The organism is Acidaminobacter sp. JC074, assembly GCF_022496765.1.
GTDB lineage: Bacteria > Bacillota > Clostridia > Peptostreptococcales > Acidaminobacteraceae > JABXKX01.
Genome location: NZ_VANV01000009.1, coordinates 89,285 through 111,330, shown reverse-complemented (window position 1 = coordinate 111,330; position 22,046 = coordinate 89,285). Strand labels below are relative to the sequence as shown.

The 22,046-nt window shown below is 35.9% G+C and carries 25 protein-coding genes; 20 read left to right on the top strand and 5 right to left on the bottom strand.

Features of this window, described 5'->3' with window-relative positions; all coding sequences use genetic code 11:
• The first annotated feature begins 1 nt into the window (after nt 1).
• Complete coding sequence (locus EZV73_RS10955) at nt 2-478, top strand: hypothetical protein (protein WP_240840354.1); 477 nt, start codon at nt 2-4, stop codon at nt 476-478.
• Nucleotides 479-536: 58 nt separating this feature from the next.
• Here EZV73_RS10955 and EZV73_RS10950 read toward each other — a convergent pair whose 3' ends face one another.
• A complete protein-coding gene (locus EZV73_RS10950; protein ID WP_240840353.1) occupies nt 537-1,640 on the bottom strand; it encodes a DNA (cytosine-5-)-methyltransferase in 1,104 nt (367 codons plus the stop codon).
• A gap of 222 nt (nt 1,641-1,862) precedes the next feature.
• Here EZV73_RS10950 and EZV73_RS10945 point away from each other — a divergent pair, with 222 nt between their 5' ends.
• The 5 genes from EZV73_RS10945 (at nt 1,863) to EZV73_RS10925 (ending at nt 5,491) form a co-directional block, all read left to right on the top strand.
• The gene (locus EZV73_RS10945) at nt 1,863-2,879 is read left to right on the top strand and encodes a phosphotransferase (RefSeq protein ID WP_240840352.1); all 1,017 of its coding nucleotides are present in this window, start codon (nt 1,863-1,865) and stop codon (nt 2,877-2,879) included.
• Between the two features lie 120 nt (nt 2,880-2,999).
• On the top strand, nt 3,000-3,404 hold the full coding sequence (locus EZV73_RS10940) for a DUF3842 family protein (RefSeq protein ID WP_240840351.1): 405 nt from the start codon (nt 3,000-3,002) through the stop codon (nt 3,402-3,404).
• A 58-nt stretch (nt 3,405-3,462) separates the two neighbouring features.
• On the top strand, nt 3,463-4,008 hold the full coding sequence (locus tag EZV73_RS10935; protein ID WP_240840350.1) for an ECF transporter S component: 546 nt from the start codon (nt 3,463-3,465) through the stop codon (nt 4,006-4,008).
• Between the two features lie 17 nt (nt 4,009-4,025).
• Nucleotides 4,026-4,832 carry a uridine kinase gene (locus EZV73_RS10930; RefSeq protein ID WP_240840349.1) on the top strand — a complete coding sequence of 269 codons (807 nt, stop codon included), beginning with the start codon at nt 4,026-4,028 and terminating at the stop codon, nt 4,830-4,832.
• Between the two features lie 104 nt (nt 4,833-4,936).
• On the top strand, nt 4,937-5,491 hold the full coding sequence (locus tag EZV73_RS10925; protein ID WP_240840348.1) for an HD family hydrolase: 555 nt from the start codon (nt 4,937-4,939) through the stop codon (nt 5,489-5,491).
• A 63-nt stretch (nt 5,492-5,554) separates the two neighbouring features.
• Here the strand turns inward: EZV73_RS10925 and EZV73_RS10920 are convergent, their stop codons facing one another.
• Nucleotides 5,555-6,049 (bottom strand): MarR family winged helix-turn-helix transcriptional regulator, encoded by a 495-nt coding sequence (locus tag EZV73_RS10920; RefSeq protein WP_240840347.1) that lies wholly within the window; start codon nt 6,047-6,049, stop codon nt 5,555-5,557.
• A 124-nt stretch (nt 6,050-6,173) separates the two neighbouring features.
• On the opposite strand from EZV73_RS10920, the gene EZV73_RS10915 reads away from it, so the two are divergent.
• From EZV73_RS10915 to speB, 5 genes are all read left to right on the top strand, one after another.
• A complete protein-coding gene (locus EZV73_RS10915) occupies nt 6,174-7,208 on the top strand; it encodes a 4Fe-4S binding protein (RefSeq protein ID WP_240840346.1) in 1,035 nt (344 codons plus the stop codon).
• Between the two features lie 291 nt (nt 7,209-7,499).
• Nucleotides 7,500-8,297: an adenosylmethionine decarboxylase gene (speD, locus tag EZV73_RS10910; protein ID WP_240840345.1), complete on the top strand. Its 798-nt coding sequence runs from the start codon at nt 7,500-7,502 to the stop codon at nt 8,295-8,297.
• Nucleotides 8,290-9,759, top strand: a complete 1,470-nt coding sequence (locus EZV73_RS10905) for an aminotransferase class I/II-fold pyridoxal phosphate-dependent enzyme (protein WP_240840344.1) — start codon at nt 8,290-8,292, stop codon at nt 9,757-9,759. The genes speD and EZV73_RS10905 overlap by 8 nt, the downstream gene beginning before the upstream one ends.
• Before the next feature lies 1 nt (nt 9,760).
• Nucleotides 9,761-10,609: a polyamine aminopropyltransferase gene (speE, locus tag EZV73_RS10900; protein ID WP_240840343.1), complete on the top strand. Its 849-nt coding sequence runs from the start codon at nt 9,761-9,763 to the stop codon at nt 10,607-10,609.
• A gap of 1 nt (nt 10,610) precedes the next feature.
• The gene (gene speB / locus EZV73_RS10895; protein ID WP_240840342.1) at nt 10,611-11,462 is read left to right on the top strand and encodes an agmatinase; all 852 of its coding nucleotides are present in this window, start codon (nt 10,611-10,613) and stop codon (nt 11,460-11,462) included.
• A 32-nt stretch (nt 11,463-11,494) separates the two neighbouring features.
• Here the strand turns inward: speB and EZV73_RS10890 are convergent, their stop codons facing one another.
• On the bottom strand, nt 11,495-11,641 hold the full coding sequence (locus EZV73_RS10890; protein WP_240840341.1) for a hypothetical protein: 147 nt from the start codon (nt 11,639-11,641) through the stop codon (nt 11,495-11,497).
• Nucleotides 11,642-11,791: 150 nt separating this feature from the next.
• Here EZV73_RS10890 and EZV73_RS10885 point away from each other — a divergent pair, with 150 nt between their 5' ends.
• Complete coding sequence (locus EZV73_RS10885; protein WP_240840340.1) at nt 11,792-12,520, top strand: GNAT family N-acetyltransferase; 729 nt, start codon at nt 11,792-11,794, stop codon at nt 12,518-12,520.
• A 6-nt stretch (nt 12,521-12,526) separates the two neighbouring features.
• On the opposite strand, the gene bioB is transcribed toward EZV73_RS10885, so the two are convergent.
• Nucleotides 12,527-13,426 (bottom strand): biotin synthase BioB, encoded by a 900-nt coding sequence (bioB, locus tag EZV73_RS10880; RefSeq protein WP_240840339.1) that lies wholly within the window; start codon nt 13,424-13,426, stop codon nt 12,527-12,529.
• Nucleotides 13,427-13,548: 122 nt separating this feature from the next.
• Here bioB and EZV73_RS10875 point away from each other — a divergent pair, with 122 nt between their 5' ends.
• From EZV73_RS10875 to EZV73_RS10840, 8 genes are all read left to right on the top strand, one after another.
• Nucleotides 13,549-14,193, top strand: a complete 645-nt coding sequence (locus EZV73_RS10875; protein WP_240840338.1) for a B3/4 domain-containing protein — start codon at nt 13,549-13,551, stop codon at nt 14,191-14,193.
• Between the two features lie 100 nt (nt 14,194-14,293).
• Nucleotides 14,294-15,292 (top strand): tetratricopeptide repeat protein, encoded by a 999-nt coding sequence (locus EZV73_RS10870; RefSeq protein WP_240840337.1) that lies wholly within the window; start codon nt 14,294-14,296, stop codon nt 15,290-15,292.
• Between the two features lie 78 nt (nt 15,293-15,370).
• Entirely contained in the window at nt 15,371-16,198 is an 828-nt protein-coding gene (locus tag EZV73_RS10865; protein WP_255813199.1) for a deoxyribonuclease IV, read from the top strand.
• A 48-nt stretch (nt 16,199-16,246) separates the two neighbouring features.
• Complete coding sequence (locus EZV73_RS10860) at nt 16,247-17,407, top strand: ROK family transcriptional regulator (RefSeq protein ID WP_240840336.1); 1,161 nt, start codon at nt 16,247-16,249, stop codon at nt 17,405-17,407.
• A gap of 75 nt (nt 17,408-17,482) precedes the next feature.
• A complete protein-coding gene (locus EZV73_RS10855) occupies nt 17,483-18,019 on the top strand; it encodes a hypothetical protein (RefSeq protein ID WP_240840335.1) in 537 nt (178 codons plus the stop codon).
• A gap of 1 nt (nt 18,020) precedes the next feature.
• Nucleotides 18,021-18,704, top strand: coding sequence for a D-lyxose/D-mannose family sugar isomerase (locus EZV73_RS10850; RefSeq protein WP_240840334.1), 684 nt, complete (start codon nt 18,021-18,023; stop codon nt 18,702-18,704).
• Nucleotides 18,704-19,642, top strand: a complete 939-nt coding sequence (locus EZV73_RS10845) for a carbohydrate kinase (RefSeq protein ID WP_240840333.1) — start codon at nt 18,704-18,706, stop codon at nt 19,640-19,642. Before EZV73_RS10850 ends, EZV73_RS10845 begins: the two co-directional genes overlap by 1 nt.
• A 148-nt stretch (nt 19,643-19,790) precedes the next feature.
• Nucleotides 19,791-21,734 carry an FAD-dependent oxidoreductase gene (locus EZV73_RS10840; protein WP_240840332.1) on the top strand — a complete coding sequence of 648 codons (1,944 nt, stop codon included), beginning with the start codon at nt 19,791-19,793 and terminating at the stop codon, nt 21,732-21,734.
• Here EZV73_RS10840 and EZV73_RS10835 read toward each other — a convergent pair.
• Nucleotides 21,729-22,046, bottom strand: a complete 318-nt coding sequence (locus EZV73_RS10835; RefSeq protein ID WP_240840331.1) for an NAD(P)/FAD-dependent oxidoreductase — start codon at nt 22,044-22,046, stop codon at nt 21,729-21,731. The genes EZV73_RS10840 and EZV73_RS10835 overlap by 6 nt on opposite strands.

Below are 22,046 nucleotides of genomic sequence, written 5' to 3'. Positions count from 1 at the left end.
TATGAAAGAAATAATAAACATTATATTCCCAAAGAAAATAGACAATCAATATAGAGGTTATAAGATTGCCCTTTATGCATTTTACCTTTTAACAGCAGTTACCCTGTGGAGAAGTCAGCATCACCTATTTGCACCAGATGGAGGTGCCCAAACCATTGCTACAATTCCATTAGATTCATTTACTTCATTAGGTTCACAAGCCGTGGTCGGGGTATTTGGACTTTGGGGATTGTCACAGTTGATCATCGGTTTAATCTACTTACTTGTAGCATTTAGATATCGTGCAATGATACCACTTATGTATCTTCTGATGGGAGTGGAATATGCCTTTAGAGCATTTTATTTTCCAGTATTTAAACCTGTTCCTACTGTTGGAACTGCTCCAGGTGCCATGGTTAATATCCCCTCAATTCTTTTTGCACTAGTCATGTTAATTCTTATTGTAGTTGGTCATAAAAGAGAGTTTAAACACAAGTAGCCATTAATACGAGTAATATAAAAGCACTTCATTGCAATTGACAGTGAAGTGATTATTTTTATAGAGATTCTTTTTTACCCCAGGTAAGTATCAATCCGCTTATATGAACCATTTCAACATGTTCTGATGCTTGATTCATGAATTCTTTTCGGTGATTATAAAGTTCAATGTATCTAAGGGCTTCATATCTTGAAAGACCTCTCTCTATAAGAAAGTCTAGGAAGTTCTCTTCAGAGATACTTGTCAGACGGTAGTATTCGTTTAGGAGCTCAAGTTTATTCTTAGACGCATCATCGCCTAATAAGATGTCTATGTGGTCATTCATTCGACTACCAATATTTCTTAAGCCAGCTTGTTTGAACATAAGAGGTAGTTTTAGTCCAACTCTATAATCACGACCTTCCTTTTCAAGTTCCTTTAGCCAGAGTTTATGTAAAAAAGTGCTCTTCTCAAAACTATTGTCATCCTCATGACCTAATAACAAACCAAAATTCTCAAATGGTTTATTGTATTCATGGGCGACTATTAAACCACCTGGTTTTGCGAGCTTAATCATGAGTTCAACGCCTTTGTCAGGACTTGCATGATTTCTTAAATAACTTTGACAAATGACAATATCGTATTTATCTCTTATATCATATGCTTCTTCAAAGCTTAGAAGAGTGATGTTTTTATTTCTAAGTCTCTTAATACCATCCTCAAGCAGAAGTTGACTTTTTTCAAAGCCTGTATAAGTACTTCCTTCAGGAAGGTATTTGAGAATCTGCTTAGAAAAGAGGCCATTACCACTTGCAATTTCTGCAATATGAACAGGAGAGTCAATTTTCCAAACCTTCTTTACGATAAACTCAAGATAGTCTTCGTTCCAGTAGAGTCTTCTGGTTGCTTCGAATTGACTCAGTATTTTATCTCTATAATCCGAAGAATCTTTGTTTCTATCGTGATATCGGTCTTCAGCTAGAGGCGAAATGCCAAGTAGCTGATCAGTAGATACATGAAAGATGTCAGCAAGTGAAGGTAAAAGACTAATGTCGGGTAGGGAGTTTCCGTTTTCCCATTTGCTGATGGTCTGATAAGTCAGTCCTAATTTATCAGCTAAATCTCTTTGAGTCATATCGTACTTTTTTCTTAGTTTAACTAAGTTTGTTTTAAGTGTCTTCATGATGTTCCTCCTACTTAAATACTAATTGTTTAGGATGACTTTCTCAATAACTAAATCATTGAGTTGAGTCAATGAAAAGGTGAACTTACGTTAAAGGGGTCATTGATTTCTTAATGTAAGAAAAGTATTAAACTAAAGTCGTCCTATTATAGAAAGCTAAGAGTATGATAGGATTTAGTTGAAAGAACAGTTAGATGAACTAGATTAAGGAGCCGTAAAGGATTGACAAAGTATTTAGAGTTTAAAAACAACCAAGGTTTGTATACCGCACTGACAAATATGCTCAAGACAGAAATTTCAAAAGTTACTGGTAAAACAACAAAACTACATGGTGGTACCGTAGGCGAAGTCGAGCTTGTAGAAGGTTTTGCCACGACAAGTGAAAACAAAGATATCCCTTATAAAGTGGTCCATAAAATTCAAAAGCAGTGGAAAAGGCATGCAGATCCTGATTCATGGCTTAGAGAATATGACTTGTATCACTCTGAACTAGATACTGTCATGTCAGATGACTTGAGATGGCCATCTTGTTATCATTTGGAGAAAAAAGAAGACAAAGTAGAGATTTGGATGGAGTACATAGATGGTATATCAGGCCATGATTTAACACTTGAAATGTTTGGGGTTGCTTCTAGAGAAATAGGTCGTTTTCAAGGAAAGCTTCTTCGTGATAAGCCACCAGTACTGAGTAGCTTGAACAACCTAAGTCGTGAGTCAATGATAAAAGAAGTTTATCATGCATATGTCGCCTGGCCTGAAACCTATGACTATGTGAGAAGCGAGTCTTGTGAACTGCCAAAGCATATCTGTAAGCTTTTAATAGACAATGATGAAAGATCTAAAGACGTTTGGCAAGAGATAGAAAAACTTCCTCTGACATTTAGTCATAGAGACTACTGGGTTACCAACATCTTTTATGTGGATGGAAAGATACGTTTAATTGATTGGGATACGACTGGATGGGGTGCTATTGGTGAAGACATAGCCAGTCTAATAATTGACGAAACCGCACCTGACATGGTTATTGACTATTACAAGACATGTGTGCCGGCTTATATAGAAGGTCTTTCAGAGTTTGTAGATATGTCTGCTTATAAGGAGTTATACATTTATGAGCAAATGCTCCTATTCTTTGGCTACCGTCTGGTGGAGGACTTTAAGTTCTCAAAATCTGAAAGCAGCAAGCAGTACTGCTTGGATATCCTTCAGAAGTTATATGAGTTAAAAGATATCAAATAAGTTTATTAAAGAGTTATATCTTAATTGAGATATGATTCTTTTTTATTTTATAAATGAATTGCAGTAGGACACGCTTTAGAGTAAAATGAACTATGTTACAAACGAGTAGGGAGGTGAATCATGCAAATCTTAGTATTAGATGGACAAGGCGGAGGACTTGGAAGACAAATAGTGACGGCTATAAAGTCATCTGTTTCTGATGCAAGTGTTATCGCAGTAGGCACAAATAGTATGGCAACGAATGCCATGTTAAAAGCAGGAGCTGATTTTGCTGCTACTGGAGAAAATGCAGTCATAGTCAATGCTAGAAAGGTAGATATCATCATCGGCCCTATAGGCATGGTAATTGCAGATTCTTTATATGGAGAGATTACGCCAGCCATGGCTGTTGCAATAGGTCAAAGCCATGCAAAACGCATCATTATTCCTATGAATCATTGTGACAATATTGTTGCAGGTGTCACAGAATCATCTGTAGGTGATCTGGTTAATCTTGCAATAGAACAAGTAAAAAAATATAATTGACAGGAAGTCAATTCATGCTGCAGAAGCTGCTTTTGTAACTTACAAAAGGAGAAGAAAAATGAATTTAAGGAAAGTTATTTTATCGTCGTTATTCTTAGCATTGGCTTTAGTATTACCATTTTTAACAGGACAAATCCCGACAATAGGCAGGTTGTTATTGCCCATGCATATACCTGTTTTGATTTGTGGTTTGATCTGTGGATGGCAGTATGGATTAACAGTAGGGTTTATAGCCCCAATATTAAGAGGGCTTATGTTTGGTATGCCACCTTTGATGCCGGTAGGTATATCAATGGCCTTTGAGCTTGCCGTTTATGGCATGGTTGCAGGTTTGGCATTTAAAGTGTTTAAAGAAAAGTATGGTTTTGGTAGTCTAACAATTTATCTGAGCTTGATGCTTTCTATGCTTGCAGGTAGAGTCATGTGGGGAAGTGTTAGGTACATCCTCTCACAATCCTTTGGTATTATGTTCTCATGGGAAATGTTCCTAGCGGGAGCATTTGTGACTGCTATACCGGGTATTATCTTGCAATTGATATTGATACCAGTTTTAGTCGTTTCATTGAAGAGTGAAATAATGAAACTTCAAGAAGTAAGATTTTAATGTGTGAGGTTATGGATATGAACTTAAGCGATCAATCATCTTTATTAAAGAAGTTGGAAAAATGTTCTTTGGTATCTATCAGCTTCTGGAAAGAAAAAGGCTTGCCACTAGAGTGGTTAAAAAAGTTATCTGATTTAACACAAGCTTGTTCAGGAGTAGAGTTTGAAAAATGGCTACAAGAAGTAGCTGGAGGATATGAAGTATCTAATGATTTCAAGATCTCTTCTGATAAAGAAGGTCAGAAGTTCTATATAGTAGATAATACTTATACACGTTTGATACCACTTCTTGAGAAAATATCCAATATGGATAGTGATTATCCATTTGTAATTAGTTTTGATGGACCAGCAGGTTCTGGAAAGACAACACTAGCAGGCGTTTTAGGAAAAGTCCTAGAATCGAGTGTTGTACATATGGATGATTTCTTCTTGCCACCAAACCTTCGTTCAGAAGAGCGACTTGATCAGGCTGGAGGTAATGTTCATTATGAACGCTTTAAAGATCAGGTAGTAGACCACTTAAGGTCTGGTAGAGATTTTTCCTATACCAGGTTTGACTGTAGAATGATGGACTATACTGAAGAACTCGTGGTTAAATCAGGACCATTTATCATTGTAGAAGGTTCATACAGTCGGCATCCTTATTTCGGTGATTATTCAGATTTGAATGTTTATTGTTTGGTGACAGAGTCAGACCAGAGAGACCGGATAGAAAGACGAAACGGCAAAGACAAGCTTAAGGTATTTGAAAGTAAATGGATACCCATGGAAAACAAGTACTTGAAGACTTTTAAGATTAAAGAAAAATCACACATATTACTTTAAAATTAGCCCAGGAAACTGGGCTTTTGACTTGTAGGTATGATACTATTAGAAGCAAGTATGTTAGTATATGTATGAAAGTAAATCATTGATTTTGGGAGGAGAACATGGATAAGTTGATAAGATGCCTACAGGAGTTGGAGCAGTTAAAACTGGTAGATAGAGGACTCAATGTAGGTAGCAGAAAGGAGTCAACTGCTGAACACTCGTGGTCATGCATGTTGATTGCAGATATTTTAATAGATTATATAGATGAGCCTTTAGATAGACTGAAAGTACTGGAATACCTATTGTATCATGACCTTGTTGAAGTATTTGCAGGAGATGCTAAGTTTAACAATCCTGAGGAACTTAAGGGAAAAGATGAAAAAGAAGCACTAGCTCTTGATAAGATTAAATCATTGATACCCAAATCAGAAAGATTTTCAAGAATCATACATGAGTATGAGTCTAAAGAATCAAGAGAGGCTAAGTTTGCAAAAGCAGTGGATTGTTTAGATACATGTGTAAGAAATCTTAATGATGACAATAAAGATAAGTCTGATGGATTTGACGAGGCCTTAATACGTGCAAAGTATGCCCCACATGTAAAAGAGTTCTCTTTCATTAATGACTTGTATGAAATGATGATGCATAAACTAGTCGAGCAGAATAAAATTTAAAGTAGTCATTTAAGTTTAAATAATAGAATCCTCCAATCACAACTTTATGTGAAGGAGGATTTTTTATTTTTTTATATCAAAGTCAAGAAAGGCCTTAATCATCTTTGAAGTGGTGTCAAAGTCCTCATTTGAGAAAGAAGATAGGTGTGAAATAAGCGCTTTATGATAAACCTTATGCATATTCATATGTAAAATAGACATTTCACTGCCGAGTTTTGTTGACTTGTAAAGTTTTTCTTTCTTGTTGTTTTCTTGATACTCGTAAGTGACCAGGCCTAAATCTAGTAGTTTCTTTGCAATTTTCGAAACTGTCCCTTTTAGGATGTTTGTTTCTTCAGAGATTACTTTACAGTTGATATTTTCATGTGCATCAATGGATTCAAGGACATGCAGCATTAAGACTGTCATTTTTCTGATGATGGGCTTTAGCGCATCATTTTGACAGTGGTCATACATCCACTTTATTTCTTTATCATCACTTGATGTCTGGTTATCAATAAGTGTGTTGATGAGTTTTTTCATGTCTTCAATTAATTGTTCTTTGCTATTACTTGTCATAATGCCTCCCAAATAAGAGTAACATATACCAATGATTTTGTAAATAAAGTTTCTTGGAAACAATATTGACAAATGAGAAAAGGTGTGTGATAATATTTCCTGGAAACAATAACTTGGAGGTTATATGAAAATGTTATCGAAGGTAAGGTCATTGGTACAGTTAACAGCACTCATAGTTTTCATCGCTATAGGTATGAGCACTTTAACACGATTTTGGTTGGTTATTTTGGTTTTAAGTATTTTAATAGGGCCAGTATTTTGTGGCTGGATGTGTCCTTTTGGCTTTGTCCAGGATATAGCGGCTAGGATTAGGTCGTTTCTTAAAATAAAACCTATCAAGGTTTCTGATAAGTTAAATGATATCCTAAAGTATTCACGCTACTTAATCTATTTAGTTTCACTGACTGGTTTAGGATTTCTTGTTGTAAAGTTGTCCATACTAGATCCTTTTTCTACAATGCAAACCTTGATTACATTTAAGTCCATACAGATAATATCACTTGTAGCTTTATGCTTATTTACACTGATGAGCCTCTTTATAGATCGATTTTTCTGTAGATTTTTCTGTATAAATGGTGCCCAGTATTCGTTGTTGTCAATTGGAAGGTTATTCACAATCACAAGAAATGACAAGTGCGTCAAATGTAAAAAATGTGAACGTAACTGTGCCATGGCTATAAAGATTACGAAAAGAAAAGAAATCAATGATTTAAACTGTATCAGGTGCCATGAATGCATTGGCGCATGTCCTGTAAAAGGTGCTCTTCAACCGGATTTTAAACCAAAAATAATCAAGATTTTTCTGGTGCTTATTTTAACATTTGCAACAATTAGAATGAATCATACAAGTGCTGCTAGTGAAGCGGTAGATATGTCAAAGTATCCAGAAGACGTTGTAGTAGTTGAATCCAGTGGTGAAGGTTATAAAGGCCAAGTTGATGTAAGTGTTGTTTTTTATAAGGATGAGATTTTAGATGTCGTCGTAACAAGTCACACAGATACGACTAATTATATGGAGAGTGCTAAGTCCGTCATAGAAGAAATGATTGAAAATAATTCTTCAGAAGTCGCTATTGTATCAGGTGCAACTTACAGTTCAAAGGGTATTAAAGAAGCGGTTAAAGAGGCTGTCAGAATATATGAAAATGATAAAAAGTAGCATAAATGTAATGATTAATTTCTTTAGATGAATAAGTATATATTATAGAGAGTAGACTTTGTAAAAAAGCAAAGATCTGCTCTTATTTTTATAGTAAAATAATTGTGTCTTAAACTATTGAAATTTGAATGATTTCATGATGAAAAAGTGGGTAGATTTTCTTAATGTAGAAATAACATAAATATTTATGGTCTGGAAGTAAAATTTTGTTGACTTTTTACCGCCATGAAATGATAATATGATTAGTATTTATTTGTATTAAATTGTTTAATTTGAAGGGAGAATAAGTGATTGAACAATAAGTTAAAATTATATGGTTTCAATAACCTGACAAAGACCTTAAGCTTTAATATTTATGACATCTGTTATACAAAAACAAAAGAAGATCAGAAAAGATATATCGAGTATATCGATGAGCAGTATAATGCAAAGCGTTTGACAGATATTTTAAGTCAAGTTACTGAAACAATTGGGGCATGTATTCTAAACATTGCAAAACAAGATTATGAACCTCAAGGGGCCAGTGTAACAATCTTAATTTCAGAAGAACCTTTAACAGATGAGGAACTAGATGACTCGTGTAACAAAGGTATCTTAGAGTTTAGGGATTCAGTTGTAGGCCATCTGGATAAAAGTCATATTACAGTACATACTTATCCTGAAAGTCATCCGGATGATGGTATATCTACCTTTAGAGTTGATATTGATGTATCAACCTGTGGCGAAATATCACCACTAAAAGCCTTAAAACTTTTAATAAGTTCATTTGATTCTGACATTCTTAACTTGGATTATAGGGTGAGGGGTTTTACAAGAGATTTAAATGGCAACAAACATTTTATAGATCACAAGATCACTTCAATTCAAGACTATATACCAGAAGATGTTTTGGCGGCATATTCCTGTATTGATACCAATGTGTATCAGGAAAAGATATTCCATACAAAAATGCTTTTGAAAGAATTTGATTTAGATAATTATTTATTCTCAACAGAAAAAATAAACTTAAGCGAAGAAGAACGCTTAGAAATTAGAAAGAAACTTAGAACTGAAATGGAAGAAATCTATTACGGTAAAAACTATGCGTAGACATGATTATAAGCTAGACCATTCGAAATTGCCTTTATATGCTGCTTTACAAGATCACATTGATTCACGTGTGATTCCTTTTGATGTGCCTGGCCATAAAAGAGGAAGAGGCAATGACTATCTTAGGGACTTTTTAGGCAAATCAGTGATGGCAGCAGATGTGAATTCTATGAAACCCTTAGATTTCATATGTAATCCTATCAGTGTTATTAAAGAAGCAGAAGATTTAATGGCAGATGCTTATGGTGCTGATGAAGCCTTCTTTATTGTCAACGGTACTTCTCAAGCTGTTCAGTCTATGGTCATGAGTGCTGTATCTGAAGGTGATACCATCATCATGCCGAGAAATGTCCACAAGTCTGCTATAAATGCATTGATTTTAAGTGGGGCTATCCCTCATTATATATACCCTCATATTGAGGAAGACTATGGGATGGTGACGGGCCTTTCTCTGAAAGATGTAGAAAGAGCTGTTAAGGAAGCACCACATGCTAAGGCTATATTCATTATTAATCCGACTTATTATGGTGTCGTTTCAGAATTAGAAGCAATTATAGAGCTTACGCATAAACATGACATGCATGTCATTGTAGATGAAGCACATGGTGCACATTTTCCATTTCATGATGATTTTCCATGTTCGGCAATTGCCTTAGGAGCAGATATGGTGGCTTCTAGTCTGCATAAGACGGGTGGTTCTTTAACTCAAAGTTCGGTTTTATTACTGAATAATGGACGGATCTTAAGAAATCATGTAAAGACCATTATCAACTTAACTCAAACAACAAGTGCATCTTATATTTTGATGACCAGCCTTGATTTGACTCGTAAGTATTTGGTCGATGAAGGTAAAGATAAATTTGATAAAGTCATTGCTCTTGCTGAGTCAGCTAGAGAAAAGATTAATCGTATAGATGGCTTGACTGCTTTTGATCAGGATAGTTTTTCTAAAAAAGGCTGTTATGGTTTTGATAAGACCAAACTAGGCATCAATGTAACAGGGATTGGATTAACTGGTTTAAATGTGTATGAAATCCTTAGAGATGACTATAATATTCAGATCGAGATGGGAGATGCACATAATATCTTAGCCATCCTGAGCATAGGTGATTCAGACAAGGAAGTCAACCAACTGGTTTCGGCACTCTATGCTATCAGTAACAATTACAGGAAAGATAAGTTGGAACTAGACTTTAAGCATTTTAGTGCTACCGGTGTTAAACTTTCACCGAGACAGGCTTTTTATTCTGAAAAAGAAAGACTCGACTTGTCATGTTCCGTTGGGAGAATTTCTGGTGAGTTTGTCATGATTTATCCACCTGGGATCCCGATTTTAGCACCGGGTGAACATATCACAAAAGAAATTGTAGACTATATTCAACTGTTAAAAAAAGAAAATGGTACACTCTCTGGATTAGAGGATACCAATGGTGATTATATTTATTGTATAAAGGAGGACTAAAATGGAATTATGGTATACAGAAGAACATACTGATGATGTAAGATTTTCTATAAAAGTTAAAGAACAGCTTCATAGTGAGCAAAGTGAATTCCAGAGTATAGACTTTTTTGACTCTTATGAGTTCGGTAAGTTTTTTACATTGGATGGTTTAATGATGGTAAATGAAAAAGATGAGTTTGCCTACCACGACATGATTGTACATGTACCAATGGCAACCAACCCTAATATTAAAAAGGTTTTAGTAATTGGTGGTGGTGACGGTGGTACCGTTAGAGAGTTAACTAGATATGCATCAATCGAAAAAATCGATATGGTAGAAATAGACGAAAGAGTTGTAAGACTGTCTCAAAAGTATTTGCCAATTACAGCTTCTAAGTTAGAAGATGAAAGAGTAAACCTATACTTTGAAGATGGTGTGGCATTTGTAGATGGATTAGAAAAAGCTTATGACTTGATTTTAGTTGATTCTACAGACCCGATTGGACCTGGAGAAGGTTTGTTTTCAAAGGCTTTCTATGACAACTGTTTTAGAGCCTTAACAGATGAAGGTATTTTGGTCAACCAGCATGAGAGTCCATATTATGATAGAGATGCTAAAGAAATGAAGCGTTCTCATTCAAAAATAAAGAAACTATTCCCAGTTTCAAAGGTATATCAATTCCATATGCCGACTTATCCATCAGGCCACTGGCTATTTGGTTTTGCATCTAAGAAGTATGATCCTTTAAAGGACGCTGATTTAGATGCTTGGAATAAGTTAGGTTTAAAGACTAAGTACTATAATACAAATATTCATATCGGATGCTTTATGTTACCAACATTTGCACAAGATATGTTAGATGAGGTTTAAAATGAATATCGATAAGGGCAGACCTTTTATGGCTATGGATCATGCCTATGAACAATCTGAAGTAGTTGTTTTTGGCATTCCTTTTGATGGCACAACATCATACAGACCTGGTACAAGATTTGGTCCTATGCATGTAAGAAATGAATCGGAAGGTATAGAAACTTACAGCCCCTATTTGGATATGGATTTAGAAGACCATTCTATTCATGATGCAGGGGATATGTTCTTTCCTTTAGGTGAAGTACAGACAGTTTTAAGTATCATTGAAACATATACGGATGGACTGGTTAAAGACCATAAAAAACCAGTGATGATCGGTGGAGAGCACTTAGTGACACTGCCTGTCGTTAAGAGTGTCTTTAAAAAATACCCTGATATGCATATCATTCATTTGGATGCTCATGCAGATGTAAGACAAGATTATATGGGACAAAAGTTTTCTCACGCAACAGTTATTAGACGTGTGGCTGATTTTGTATCACCAGGAAAGATCCATCAATACGGTATTCGATCAGGTGAAAAAAGTGAGTTTGAATGGGCAAAAGAACATACGGATTTTAATCCTTTTTCTCTAGAGTCTATAAAAAAACTTAAAGACATCTTAGGAGATACACCAGTTTATGTGACGATCGATCTAGATGTACTTGATCCTTCAATATTTCCAGGGACAGGGACTCCAGAACCGGGTGGCATCACCTATAAGGAGCTTATAAAAGCACTGGTCTTTTTGTCGAGTCTAAATATTGTCGGTGCAGATATTGTAGAATTATCACCACATTATGATCATTCAGGCATGTCTACAGCAGTCGCTTGTAAGACTTTAAGAGAGCTTGTCTTGGCTGTATTAAAATAAGACAAAAACCGTTTCGGCTGAAACGGTTTTTTCTATGCAAAGAATAAGAAGGCAATTACAAATACCACTACAATTACAATCCCTGCTATAAGATTAAACTTTGAATCACTTGGATCCTTTCTTATGTTCAGTGGTTCATTACCTGTAGGTTCATCACCTTTAATGTTGAAAAATCCCATAAATATCCTCCTTATATTTATATTGTATCCTATAAAATGAGAAATTATTGCTAATAACAGTAAAATGATTATTTAGTGCTTAAAAGTGACGGATCTATGACATACCCATGTCGTAATTGGTGGTGTATACTTAAGTTAAGGGAGGTGCTTATGTTTAAAATTGTAGATGAATTGAATATTGAGAGTGAACATATTTGTTGTTCTTTGTCATCAAAAGATGAAGGAATTGTATTAAAAAAAGAATGGATGAAAAAACAGTTTTCAAATGGCTTGGTATTTAGAAAACTAGATGTTAGAGGCAAGGTGTTTATGGAGTATATACCGGCTGAATATGCCTTTGCACCAGTTAAGGCGGATAACTATCTTTACATCAATTGTTTCTGGGTATCTGGAAGATATCAAAAACAGGGTTATGGCAAGATGCTTTTAGACCAGGCCATAGAAGACGCAAAAGTCATGAAAAAAGATGGTCTGCTTGTCTTGTCATCTCATAAGAAAAAGACATTTTTATCAGATCCAATCTTTCTCAAGAAACAGGGTTTTGAAGTAGCTGATACTGTCCTTGATTATGAACTTTTGTATTTACCGCTTAATAAATCTGATAAACCGACTTTTATGGACCATGTGGGTCTAGTTGAAGGGAATAAGCTTTACTACAGCCACCAGTGTCCCTACACTGAAAAATATGTAGACATTGTTAAAAAAGCTGCCAAATCTAAAGGCTTTCCACTTCAAATTATCCATTTAGACTCTGTACAAAAGGCCAAAGAAGCGCCATGTCCATTTACAACCTATACACTTTATCTGGATGGTCAACTGGTAACCAACGAGATCCTTACGGAAAAGAAGTTCCTAGAATTGATAAAGCCACTTCAATGAAGTGGCTTAAACTGTGTATCCTAGTTCTACTAATAGTTCAATGTCTTTTTTTACGCTAAATCCTGTTGTGGTTAAATAGTCACCTGTTAAGATGCCGTTGACACCGCACTTGTATACCTGTTCTAGATTTTCTAGTTTAACACGGCCGCCAGCCAGTCTGACTTCCTTGTCTTTTAGGACAATTCTGTAGATGCAAAGGGTCTTCATAATTTCTTCAGGATCAAGAGGTGCCATGTCCTCAAGTGGTGTACCTTTAATTGGACAGAGTATATTGATGGGTACAGAGTCAACGTCTAGTTCTTTAAGTGTTAAGAGCATGTCGATTCTATCTTGTCTAGACTCACCAAGTCCCCATATACCACCTGAGCAAACCTCAAGACCAACCTTTTGACAGACCTTAATGGTGTCAATTCTATCTTGGTAGGTATGAGTTGTACAAATCTCAGGATAATAAGACTCAGATGACTCTAGATTATGGTGGTATCTTTTAACGCCGATGGCCTTCAGTTTAAGTGCTTGTTCTTCTGTAATCAAACCATGTGATGCACAAAGGCTCAGTGGTGTTTGATCTAATGTTTTGTAAATTGGCAGTAAGTTTTCTAGATCCAATTCATCTAAGTGTCGACCGCTAGAAACCAATGAATGTTTATGTACACCTTGGTCAGATAAAGATTTGGCTTCTGTAAATGCCTTGACCTGGTCGATTAGATCGTAAGCCGGGCTATCAGTTTTAAAGTGAATAGACTGTGAACAGAAGCTACAGTCTTCACTGCATTTGCCACTTTTTATATTGTTGATGGAACATAAGTCGAAGTGATTTTTATAGTATTTTCTTCTTAAGTCATCTGCTTGTGACATAAGAGTATCTAAAGGTAAATCAAATAATTTTAAGATTGCTTTTTTCATAATGCCTCCCACATAAGAATAGGTTATTTAAGTGGTATTGTCAACTGGTATTATAAAGAGTTGACAATAAAATTATTCTCATGTTTCATAAGGTGTGTTATGATGAGTTGAAGGAGATTATGATGATAAAGATTACTGAAAAAATAATAGAAACTGGTCTGCCTGTAAAGCTAGGTATTTTAACGGCAGATGTTCAAGTGAAGCCGTCATGTGATAATATTTTGGCCTTATTAGATGAACAAGTTCAAAGAGTTAAAGCCTTTACACTTGAAAACTACAGAAATGAAAGTTTAGAAGCTTCTAGGGACATCTATAAAAAGCTGGGTAAAGATCCATCTAGATATAGGATTTCATCAGACTCTTTATTTAGGCGTTTGATTAAAGACAAGGGCATGTACCATGTCAACAATGTTGTAGATATCAACAACATCATTTCTTTAAAAACACTTTGGAGTGTTGGTGCTTATGATTTAGATAAAGTTGAGGGTCATATACTTTATGGAGTAGGGGCTGATGAAGTTTATGAAGGCATAGGAAGAGGTATTTTAAATATCAAGAACCTGCCGGTTTTAAAAGATGATTTGGGACCTTTTGGGTCTGCAACATCTGATTCACTTCGAACCATGGTCACTGAAGATACCAAAAGAGTCTTAATGGTCATACATGCATTTGGGACTGGTGAGGGATTAGAAGATGCTTTAAAGGATATGAAAAGCTATTTAGCGGCTTATGCATATGCAGAAAATGTTCATACTGAAATCATTTAGTGAAGGACCTTGGTCCTTCTTTTGTATTCTATGGTATTACAAAATTCAAATACAATGAGTGAAGTCTCCTATATAGGGTATAAAAATAGTGGAGGCGCTTATGGAAAAAGTAGATGGATTACTTGAAATTGCAAGACAGAAAATTTATACGGATTCTGTTAAAGGTAAAGAAGCTTTAGATGAAGCTTATGAGCTTTCTAAGGCAGAGGGCTATAAGAAGGGGGAGGCTTGGTCTTTGTTAAGACTAGGATCTTATGCTTTAAAAGAAGGTCAACGTTATAAAGCCATAGACCTATTTGATGATGCCTTAAAATTATTTGAAAAAATTGAAGACAAGCAAGGGATTTCAAGAGCCTATTTTTCTTTAGGAACCATTGCTGGTATGATGGGGAATTTTGGTGAATCTTTAAAGTATCTTTATAAATCAAAAGACTTGTCTTACGACTATGATAAAAAATACTATAGCAAGCTTATGAACAACATAGCTGAAACTTATATCTATTTAGAAGACTATACAATGGCCATCAAGATATGCCAGCATGTTGTAGACTTTATGAGTGAGGAAAAAATTCATAGAATGTTTGTACCTTATGTGACTTTAGGACTTGCTTATCAAGGTCTTGGTTATCATGAAGATGCCCTCCAGAGCGCAGAAAAGGCCTTGTTGTTTTTAGAAGACAGTCAAGAGGACATGTTTAAATCAGTAGCCAACATGGTCATAGGTGGGGCATACAAGGGGCTAAAGCAGTATGATGAAGCACTTATTATATACAACAGAGCCCTTAAGCAGGCTATAGATTTTGGCGATTACCAAAACGTTTCTAAACTTAATGCTTTTATAGGTGAAATATACTTTATTAAAAAAGAATATGACTATGCATTTAGGCATTTACAGGAAGCTATGGTTGTTGCCCTTAAACATCATTCTAAAAGAGATGAATCTATCGTCTACAAGCTATATGCAGACGTTTATGAATCCCTTGAGAATTATAAGAAAGCCTTTACTTATTTGAAAAAAGGTGCTGAACTTGAACATGAAATTCTAAAAGACAGGATCAAACAGCAAAATAGAGAATTGGTGGATTACGACCAGTCTTGATTTTTAAGAGTTAAAAGGTTAAACTAGCCATAGTATAAAGTGAGTCTTAGGACTTGCTTTTTTAGTGAAGGAGAAATTATGAAATTAGGATGTCATTTATCAGTTGCAAATGGTTTTTATAAGGCAGGTTTACAAGCGGTGTCTATTGGGGCCAATTCTTTTCAGTTTTTTACAAGAAATCCAAGAGGGGGCAAGGCCAAGGCTTTAGATCAAGGTGATTTAGATAAGTTAAAAACACTTATGGAGACACATGATTTTGGTCACTTACTGGCTCATGGGTCTTACACCATGAATTTATGTTCTAACAAAGAAGAAACAAGAACATATGCTAAAGAACTTTTAAAGGACGACCTAAAAAGAGTGGCAATGATTCCTGGCGCTATTTATGTTTTTCATCCAGGCTCTCATGTGAAACAAGGTACTGAAAAGGGCATTGAATATATCATTCAGGCGCTTAATGAGGCTATTACAGAGCCATCGGATGTCATTGTATGTTTAGAAGCCATGTCTGGAAAAGGCACAGAAATCGGTAGGTCTTTTGAGGAGTTAAGTCAGATCATTCAAGGTGTTAAACACAATGAAAACCTAGGTGTTTGCATAGATACTTGTCACTTGTATTCTGCAGGTTATGATATAGTAAATGACTTAGATAAAGTCTTAGATGACTTTAATACGATTATTGGATTAGATCGTTTAAAGGCAGTCCATTTAAATGATTCTAAAATGCCTTTTGCATCTAACAAGGACCGTCATGAAAAAATAGGTCAGGGATCTATTGGCTTAGATGGCGTCATCAAAATGATCAATCATCCTGTTTTTAGAGATGTTCCATTTAACTTGGAAACACCGAATGAAATAAGTGGCTATGCTGAAGAAATAAAATTATTAAGAAGTCATCTTATTTGATTAATTATATGATTGGCAATATAATGATTTGTGAAGAAAGGATGTTATATGGCCTCAAAATATCAGTCAGGGAAACCTGCATTATTAAAGAAAATGAACCGTCGACTAATTTTAGAGTTGGTCTTTAAACATAAAGAAATCAGCCGATCAGCCTTGGCTAAAAAGACAGGCTTAGCCCTTCCGAGTGTGATGAGACTTGTGGATGAGTTAATCAGTCAAAAGGTGCTTGTAGATATCGGTAAAGGTGATTCGTCAGGTGGAAGAAAACCAAATCTTATCTCTCTTAATAAAGAATTTAAGTACCTTATTGGTGTAGAAATAGCTGTCAAAACCACCATTATTTTGACTGACATGTTAGGTCAGATTATTGACTCGTGGGCGTCAGAGGAGTTACCAGACAGTACACCAGACCAAATTCTTTTTCAGGTAAAAGATCAAGTACTTTCACTGCTTGAAAAGCACGCTATAGAAGAAAGCCAAGTAGGTGGTATCGGAATTGGTACACCAGGTACAAACTTCAAATATGTAAAAGACATCCCTTATTCCATTTTAAAGGGTTGGGAGAACATGGACGTTAAGGCCTGGTTTGAAAATCAAATGGATTTCAGGGTTCATGTAGACAATGTAGCAAGAACCAGAACACTTGCAGAGCTATGGTTTGGTCATGGTAAAAACTATGATGACTTTATATATGTCTTCGTTGATCAAGGTGTCGGTTGTGGTATTGTACATGAAAATACCATTTATGAAGGTTTTAATGGTGTTGCTGGAGAGTTTGGTCATCATGTCATCGATTACAATGGTAGGTCTTGTTATTGTGGTAGCAGAGGGTGCCTGGAGATGTATGTATCAGCGGGTTCTATCATTAAATTATTTCAGGCTGAAGGCACTATGGCGACTAGTTACACTGAAATCTTAGAAAGTGATGTCAGTTATAAAAAGGCACTTTTAAGTCAAGTAGGACATATCCTTGGTGTTGGTGTGTCTAATCTTATTAATATACATAACCCTAAAGCCATCATATTAGGTGGTATCGTTGCTACTTCTGATGACGTTTTTAACGGGGCGATAGAATCTGTGGGTAAAAATGTTTTTTCAAACTATTCTTCTAATACACCTGTCTTAAGAGGTAGTGTAGAAGTAGAAGGCATTGGCAGTATTGCCTTGGTTATACATCATTTATTAGAGAATCTAGATCTTTTGGTCTAGATTTTTTTTGACCTTTTCCAGAAAAGATGATACACTGATTTTAGTTAGTAACAAAGTGTAACAAAGTGAGGTCTTATGAATATTAAAGTAAAACCAATCCCTGTTAGTGAAGAGGTGTTGGAGAAATTAGAATCATACGGTGTCATCAGACGCATTCGTCCGGGAAAAGATATTTTAGAAACTGAGAAGGGGCAGTCTAAACATGCTTCAGTTTATGAGTGTGACGACAAGTTTGGACCACATAAGCTTATATGTGTGACCATCAACTCATCAGAGCCTAGTAACTTCTTATATCATAATGATCATGAAGATTTTATGTTAATTGACTTACCTAATAAGACAGACTTGATCATTACTATGTCTATACATCATCACACCGTATTAGAAGAAAAAATTGAAAACAAGACTTTATCACCAGATGACTTTATGTCAGTGATATTTAAACCCAATGATCCTTATCTAAGTTTCTTTACCATGAAAGCAGGGTATCCTCATGTAGAGACTTGTTCGAGTGTTTCGGATACACCACCTAGTTTTTATGTAGGTGAGTGCAGAGACTTAGATGAAAATCACATAGATTTTAAGACGTATAAATTAGAGATTGAGGTGTAAAATGAAAAGATCGGAAATCAACAGTGCCTTAGTATGGGCAAAAGACTTATTAGAAGCAAACAAAATTAAACTACCGCCATTTGGTTACTGGACAATGAAGGACTGGCATGAAAAATCTGAGAGTCTGAAGACAATTAAAGAAGTCATGTTAGGCTGGGATATTACAGATTACGGTATGGATACATTTGATCAATTAGGGGCTGTTTTATTTACCTTAAGAAATGGTTCTTTAACAGATAATACAGTAGGTGTACCATATGCTGAAAAACTAATTATCTTAAAAGATGGTCAGCGTTTACCGAATCACTTCCATGCAAGTAAAACTGAAGATATCATCAACAGAGGTGGCGGCGTCCTTGCAATTAAACTATATAACTCGCTTGAAAATGGTGATGTAGACTATGATTCTGACGTGCAAATTGACTTAGATGGTGTAAGACATACTTTTAAAGCTGGTGAAGAAGTACATGTAATGCCAGGTGAATCTATTACACTTAGACCTTATGTATACCACTTATTCTGGGCTAAAGAAGGCATGGGTGACTTAATCTGTGGTGAAGTATCATCTATTAATGATGACAATACAGACAACTATAATGCAGAGCCAGTTGCAAGATTTTCAACAGTGGAAGAAGATGAGGCTATTTTACACCCACTTTGTAATGAATATGGGAGAGTTTTATAATGATAGATATTTTAGCTGTAGGAGAACTCTTAATTGATTTTACACCAGTTAAAACAGATTCAGTGAAGTGCTTTCAACCAAATCCTGGTGGTGCTCCTTGCAACATGCTTGCTATGGCTTCTTCAATGGGGGCAAGTACAGCATTTGTTGGCAAGGTAGGTAATGATCAGTTTGGAAAAACATTAAGACAGACCCTAGTAGATGCGGGTATCAATGTAGATGGCTTGACCTTATCAGACGAAACACCTACAACACTGGCATTTGTTCATTTGACAGATGATGGTGACAGAAGCTTCTCTTTTTATAGAAAAGGTTGTGCAGATGTTATGTTGTCAAAAGAAGATATTCCTTATGACTTAGTTGATCAGGCTAAAGTGATTCACTTCGGATCACTGTCATTTACTGATGAACCTTCAAAGTCTACGGTTCTTGAACTCTTGGACTATGCCAAGTCAAAAGGTAAGCTTATCTCTTATGATCCAAACTACAGACCGGCCTTATGGCCATCTAAGGAAGCGGCCGTTGAAGGGATGATGCTTGGTATCAAGTATGCAGATATGATCAAAGTATCTGATGAAGAAGCTGTTCTTTTAACTGGAGAAAGTGATTACAAGAAGGCTGCAAAAAAGCTATACGATATGGGCATCAAATTAGTGACTGTTACTTTAGGTGAAGCAGGCAGTCTTTACTATCATGAATCGTCTACTGGCATTGTAGAAGGTTTTAAGAGTCAAGTAAAAGATACAACTGGTGCAGGTGATTCCTTCTTTGGAGCGACTGTATCAGAGATACTTAAAGTTGGATTTGATAATCTGGATAAAAACTCGATTAGACAAGCACTTAAAACAGGTAATGCAGCAGCCTCTTTAGTGATTGAGGGTTATGGTGGCATTCCGTCGATTCCTAAAAAAGCGCTTGTAGAAAAGCGAAAACTATAATATTTAACCAGAATTGCTAGTTGATTCTGGTTTTTTCATGCAATATTCTTCATCAAGTCTACAATAATGTTCATTTTTATGTATTGGTTTTGTTCTAAAATAAAACGGAATATATAGAAATCAAGAATAGAGATTAAGGGAGGCTATGATGAAGAAGAAATACGCACCGGTATTTGAGACTGTTAATTTTGGCAGACTGGAACTTAAAAACAGATTGGCAATGTCACCAATGAATCCACACTTTTTCGAAGGTGATCATGATGATGCGACATATACCAACTGGCATGTTGAGTATTACAAAAGAAGGGCAAAGGGTGGTGTTGGTTTAATCATCACTGGTCATATAAAGGCTGAGAAAACACTAGATCCATATCCTTTGAATCAATGTTTTCCTGTAATGGATTCAGAAGAAAGAGTTAAGGAAATGGCTGAGTTAACTGAAAGTATTCATCGTTATGGAGGAAAGATTGCAGCCCAGTTATCAGCTGGATCAGGTATTGTCTGTCAACATCCACTAACTGAACAGTGGCCAGCATCAGCTTCAGCGAATCCGTTGATTTTTAAGCCAACAGAGTATGCCAGAGAGCTTACAAAGATAGAGATTAAGTATTTAGTAGATGCCTATGGTAAGGCTGCTGATAGAGTTAAAAGATCAGGTTTTGATGCACTCTACTTACTGGCTCATGTAAATACAGTTGATCAGTTTCTTTCGCCATGTTGGAATAGAAGGACTGATGAATATGGTGGATCCCTCGAAAATCGTTTGAGATTCTTTAGTGAGTGTTTAGAAGCAGCAAGACAGTATGTTGGACCGGATTATCCAATAATCGTTGGTATGGCTTTAGACCACTGCGTGGAAGGTTCAAGAACCATTGATGAAACAATTGATCTTTGTAAAGAAATTGAGAAGATGAACATAGATGGTTTTCATATACGAAATGGTTCTTACTTAAATCCTATTCAAATGACACCGAATGCACATTATCCAGATGGTATGGTTTTAGAGAATGTACGCAAGTTTAGAAAAGAGATTTCTAAACCTGTCATTATAGATGGCAAGTTTGGTGAGCCAGACTTTTTATTAGAAACTGTTGAGAACAAGGAAGCAGATGTTATCGGTATGGCAAGACAGTTTCTAGCAGATGAAAGTTATGCCAACAAGCTGAGAATGGGGCGCTTAGAAGATATACGTCCTTGCATTCGTTGCATGGAGTGTTATGAAAGAATTCTTATGCAGGCAAAGTATATTGGTTGTACTGTTAATCCAACTTTAGGTAAGGAAAGAGATGCGTTGCTTTCAAAGGCAGTCGTTTCTAAAAAGGTACTTGTAGTAGGTGGTGGACCTGCCGGTATGCAAGCAGCAATTACGGCCTCTAAGCGTGGCCATGAAGTTATACTTGTAGAAAAAAGAAAACAACTAGGTGGCATGCTTCATGAAGCAGCTGCACCTGATTATAAATATATGATTGGCGATTTTAACAGATACCTTCAGACACAATTAGAAAAGTCGCAGGTTGAAGTTATTTTAAATCAAAAAGTGGACAGTGACTTTGTCACGAATATGTCTCCTGATGTAGTAATAATGGCTAATGGCGCTAAGCCGATTGTACCTCAGCTTGAAGGCATGGAAAAAGCCGTGCTAGCTTCAGATGTGCTTAAGGGTCAAGTTGAAGTTGGTGATTCGGTTGCAGTAATCGGTGGTGGACTAGTTGGTACTGAAGCTGCTTATTATCTTGCAAAACAAGGAAAACAAGTAGAAATTGTAGAAATGCAGTCAGAGCTAGTTGCAGATGTAACAGTCTTTAACAAGTTTGATATCATCCAAGAACTTACCCAAATGACAGTCAAGCCAAGACTTGCTTCAAAGGTATCTAAGATTACAGATCAAGGTCTTGTCATTGAGGATCAATCAGGTAGTCAAACCATTAAGGTGGACACTATAGTAGTTGCTATCGGTTATAAGACTGACAACTCATTATTTGATGCCTTATACAATGAAGTCGAAGAAGTATACAGAGTGGGTGATGCTATGAAACCTAGAAGAATCATAGAGGCAATGTCAGATGCCTATAATATAGCAAAAGAATTATAAGAAAAGGACATGAACCGATATTGGTTCGTGTCCTTTTGTGCAGTCACCTACAGGATAAACATCAACATAATCCTTTAGAAGTTCATTGTATAAATTATTCTCTGCTTTTAGACCTGTTGCGAATAAGACATTGTCAGCATTTAAAGTGTGTTTGTCACCTTTAGCATCTTCATAAACAATCCCTAAATCAGTTACTTCACTCAGTTTGGCGCTGGGTATGCATTTCATGCCTGAATTCATAATTTCACCTACAATGGCAAACTGTATAACCAGAGAAATCTCTTGTTCAATTTGGAGTAACATGTCAATCAA

Coding starts and splice junctions, on each gene's coding strand:
- EZV73_RS10955 (WP_240840354.1), top strand. CDS start 2: ATGAAAGAAATAATAAACATTATATTCCCAAAGAAAATAGACAATCAA.
- EZV73_RS10950 (WP_240840353.1), bottom strand. CDS start 1,640: ATGAAGACACTTAAAACAAACTTAGTTAAACTAAGAAAAAAGTACGAT.
- EZV73_RS10940 (WP_240840351.1), top strand. CDS start 3,000: ATGCAAATCTTAGTATTAGATGGACAAGGCGGAGGACTTGGAAGACAA.
- EZV73_RS10935 (WP_240840350.1), top strand. CDS start 3,463: ATGAATTTAAGGAAAGTTATTTTATCGTCGTTATTCTTAGCATTGGCT.
- EZV73_RS10930 (WP_240840349.1), top strand. CDS start 4,026: ATGAACTTAAGCGATCAATCATCTTTATTAAAGAAGTTGGAAAAATGT.
- EZV73_RS10925 (WP_240840348.1), top strand. CDS start 4,937: ATGGATAAGTTGATAAGATGCCTACAGGAGTTGGAGCAGTTAAAACTG.
- EZV73_RS10920 (WP_240840347.1), bottom strand. CDS start 6,049: ATGACAAGTAATAGCAAAGAACAATTAATTGAAGACATGAAAAAACTC.
- EZV73_RS10915 (WP_240840346.1), top strand. CDS start 6,174: ATGAAAATGTTATCGAAGGTAAGGTCATTGGTACAGTTAACAGCACTC.
- EZV73_RS10905 (WP_240840344.1), top strand. CDS start 8,290: ATGCGTAGACATGATTATAAGCTAGACCATTCGAAATTGCCTTTATAT.
- speE (WP_240840343.1), top strand. CDS start 9,761: ATGGAATTATGGTATACAGAAGAACATACTGATGATGTAAGATTTTCT.
- speB (WP_240840342.1), top strand. CDS start 10,611: ATGAATATCGATAAGGGCAGACCTTTTATGGCTATGGATCATGCCTAT.
- EZV73_RS10890 (WP_240840341.1), bottom strand. CDS start 11,641: ATGGGATTTTTCAACATTAAAGGTGATGAACCTACAGGTAATGAACCA.
- EZV73_RS10885 (WP_240840340.1), top strand. CDS start 11,792: ATGTTTAAAATTGTAGATGAATTGAATATTGAGAGTGAACATATTTGT.
- bioB (WP_240840339.1), bottom strand. CDS start 13,426: ATGAAAAAAGCAATCTTAAAATTATTTGATTTACCTTTAGATACTCTT.
- EZV73_RS10875 (WP_240840338.1), top strand. CDS start 13,549: ATGATAAAGATTACTGAAAAAATAATAGAAACTGGTCTGCCTGTAAAG.
- EZV73_RS10870 (WP_240840337.1), top strand. CDS start 14,294: ATGGAAAAAGTAGATGGATTACTTGAAATTGCAAGACAGAAAATTTAT.
- EZV73_RS10865 (WP_255813199.1), top strand. CDS start 15,371: ATGAAATTAGGATGTCATTTATCAGTTGCAAATGGTTTTTATAAGGCA.
- EZV73_RS10860 (WP_240840336.1), top strand. CDS start 16,247: ATGGCCTCAAAATATCAGTCAGGGAAACCTGCATTATTAAAGAAAATG.
- EZV73_RS10855 (WP_240840335.1), top strand. CDS start 17,483: ATGAATATTAAAGTAAAACCAATCCCTGTTAGTGAAGAGGTGTTGGAG.
- EZV73_RS10850 (WP_240840334.1), top strand. CDS start 18,021: ATGAAAAGATCGGAAATCAACAGTGCCTTAGTATGGGCAAAAGACTTA.
- EZV73_RS10845 (WP_240840333.1), top strand. CDS start 18,704: ATGATAGATATTTTAGCTGTAGGAGAACTCTTAATTGATTTTACACCA.
- EZV73_RS10840 (WP_240840332.1), top strand. CDS start 19,791: ATGAAGAAGAAATACGCACCGGTATTTGAGACTGTTAATTTTGGCAGA.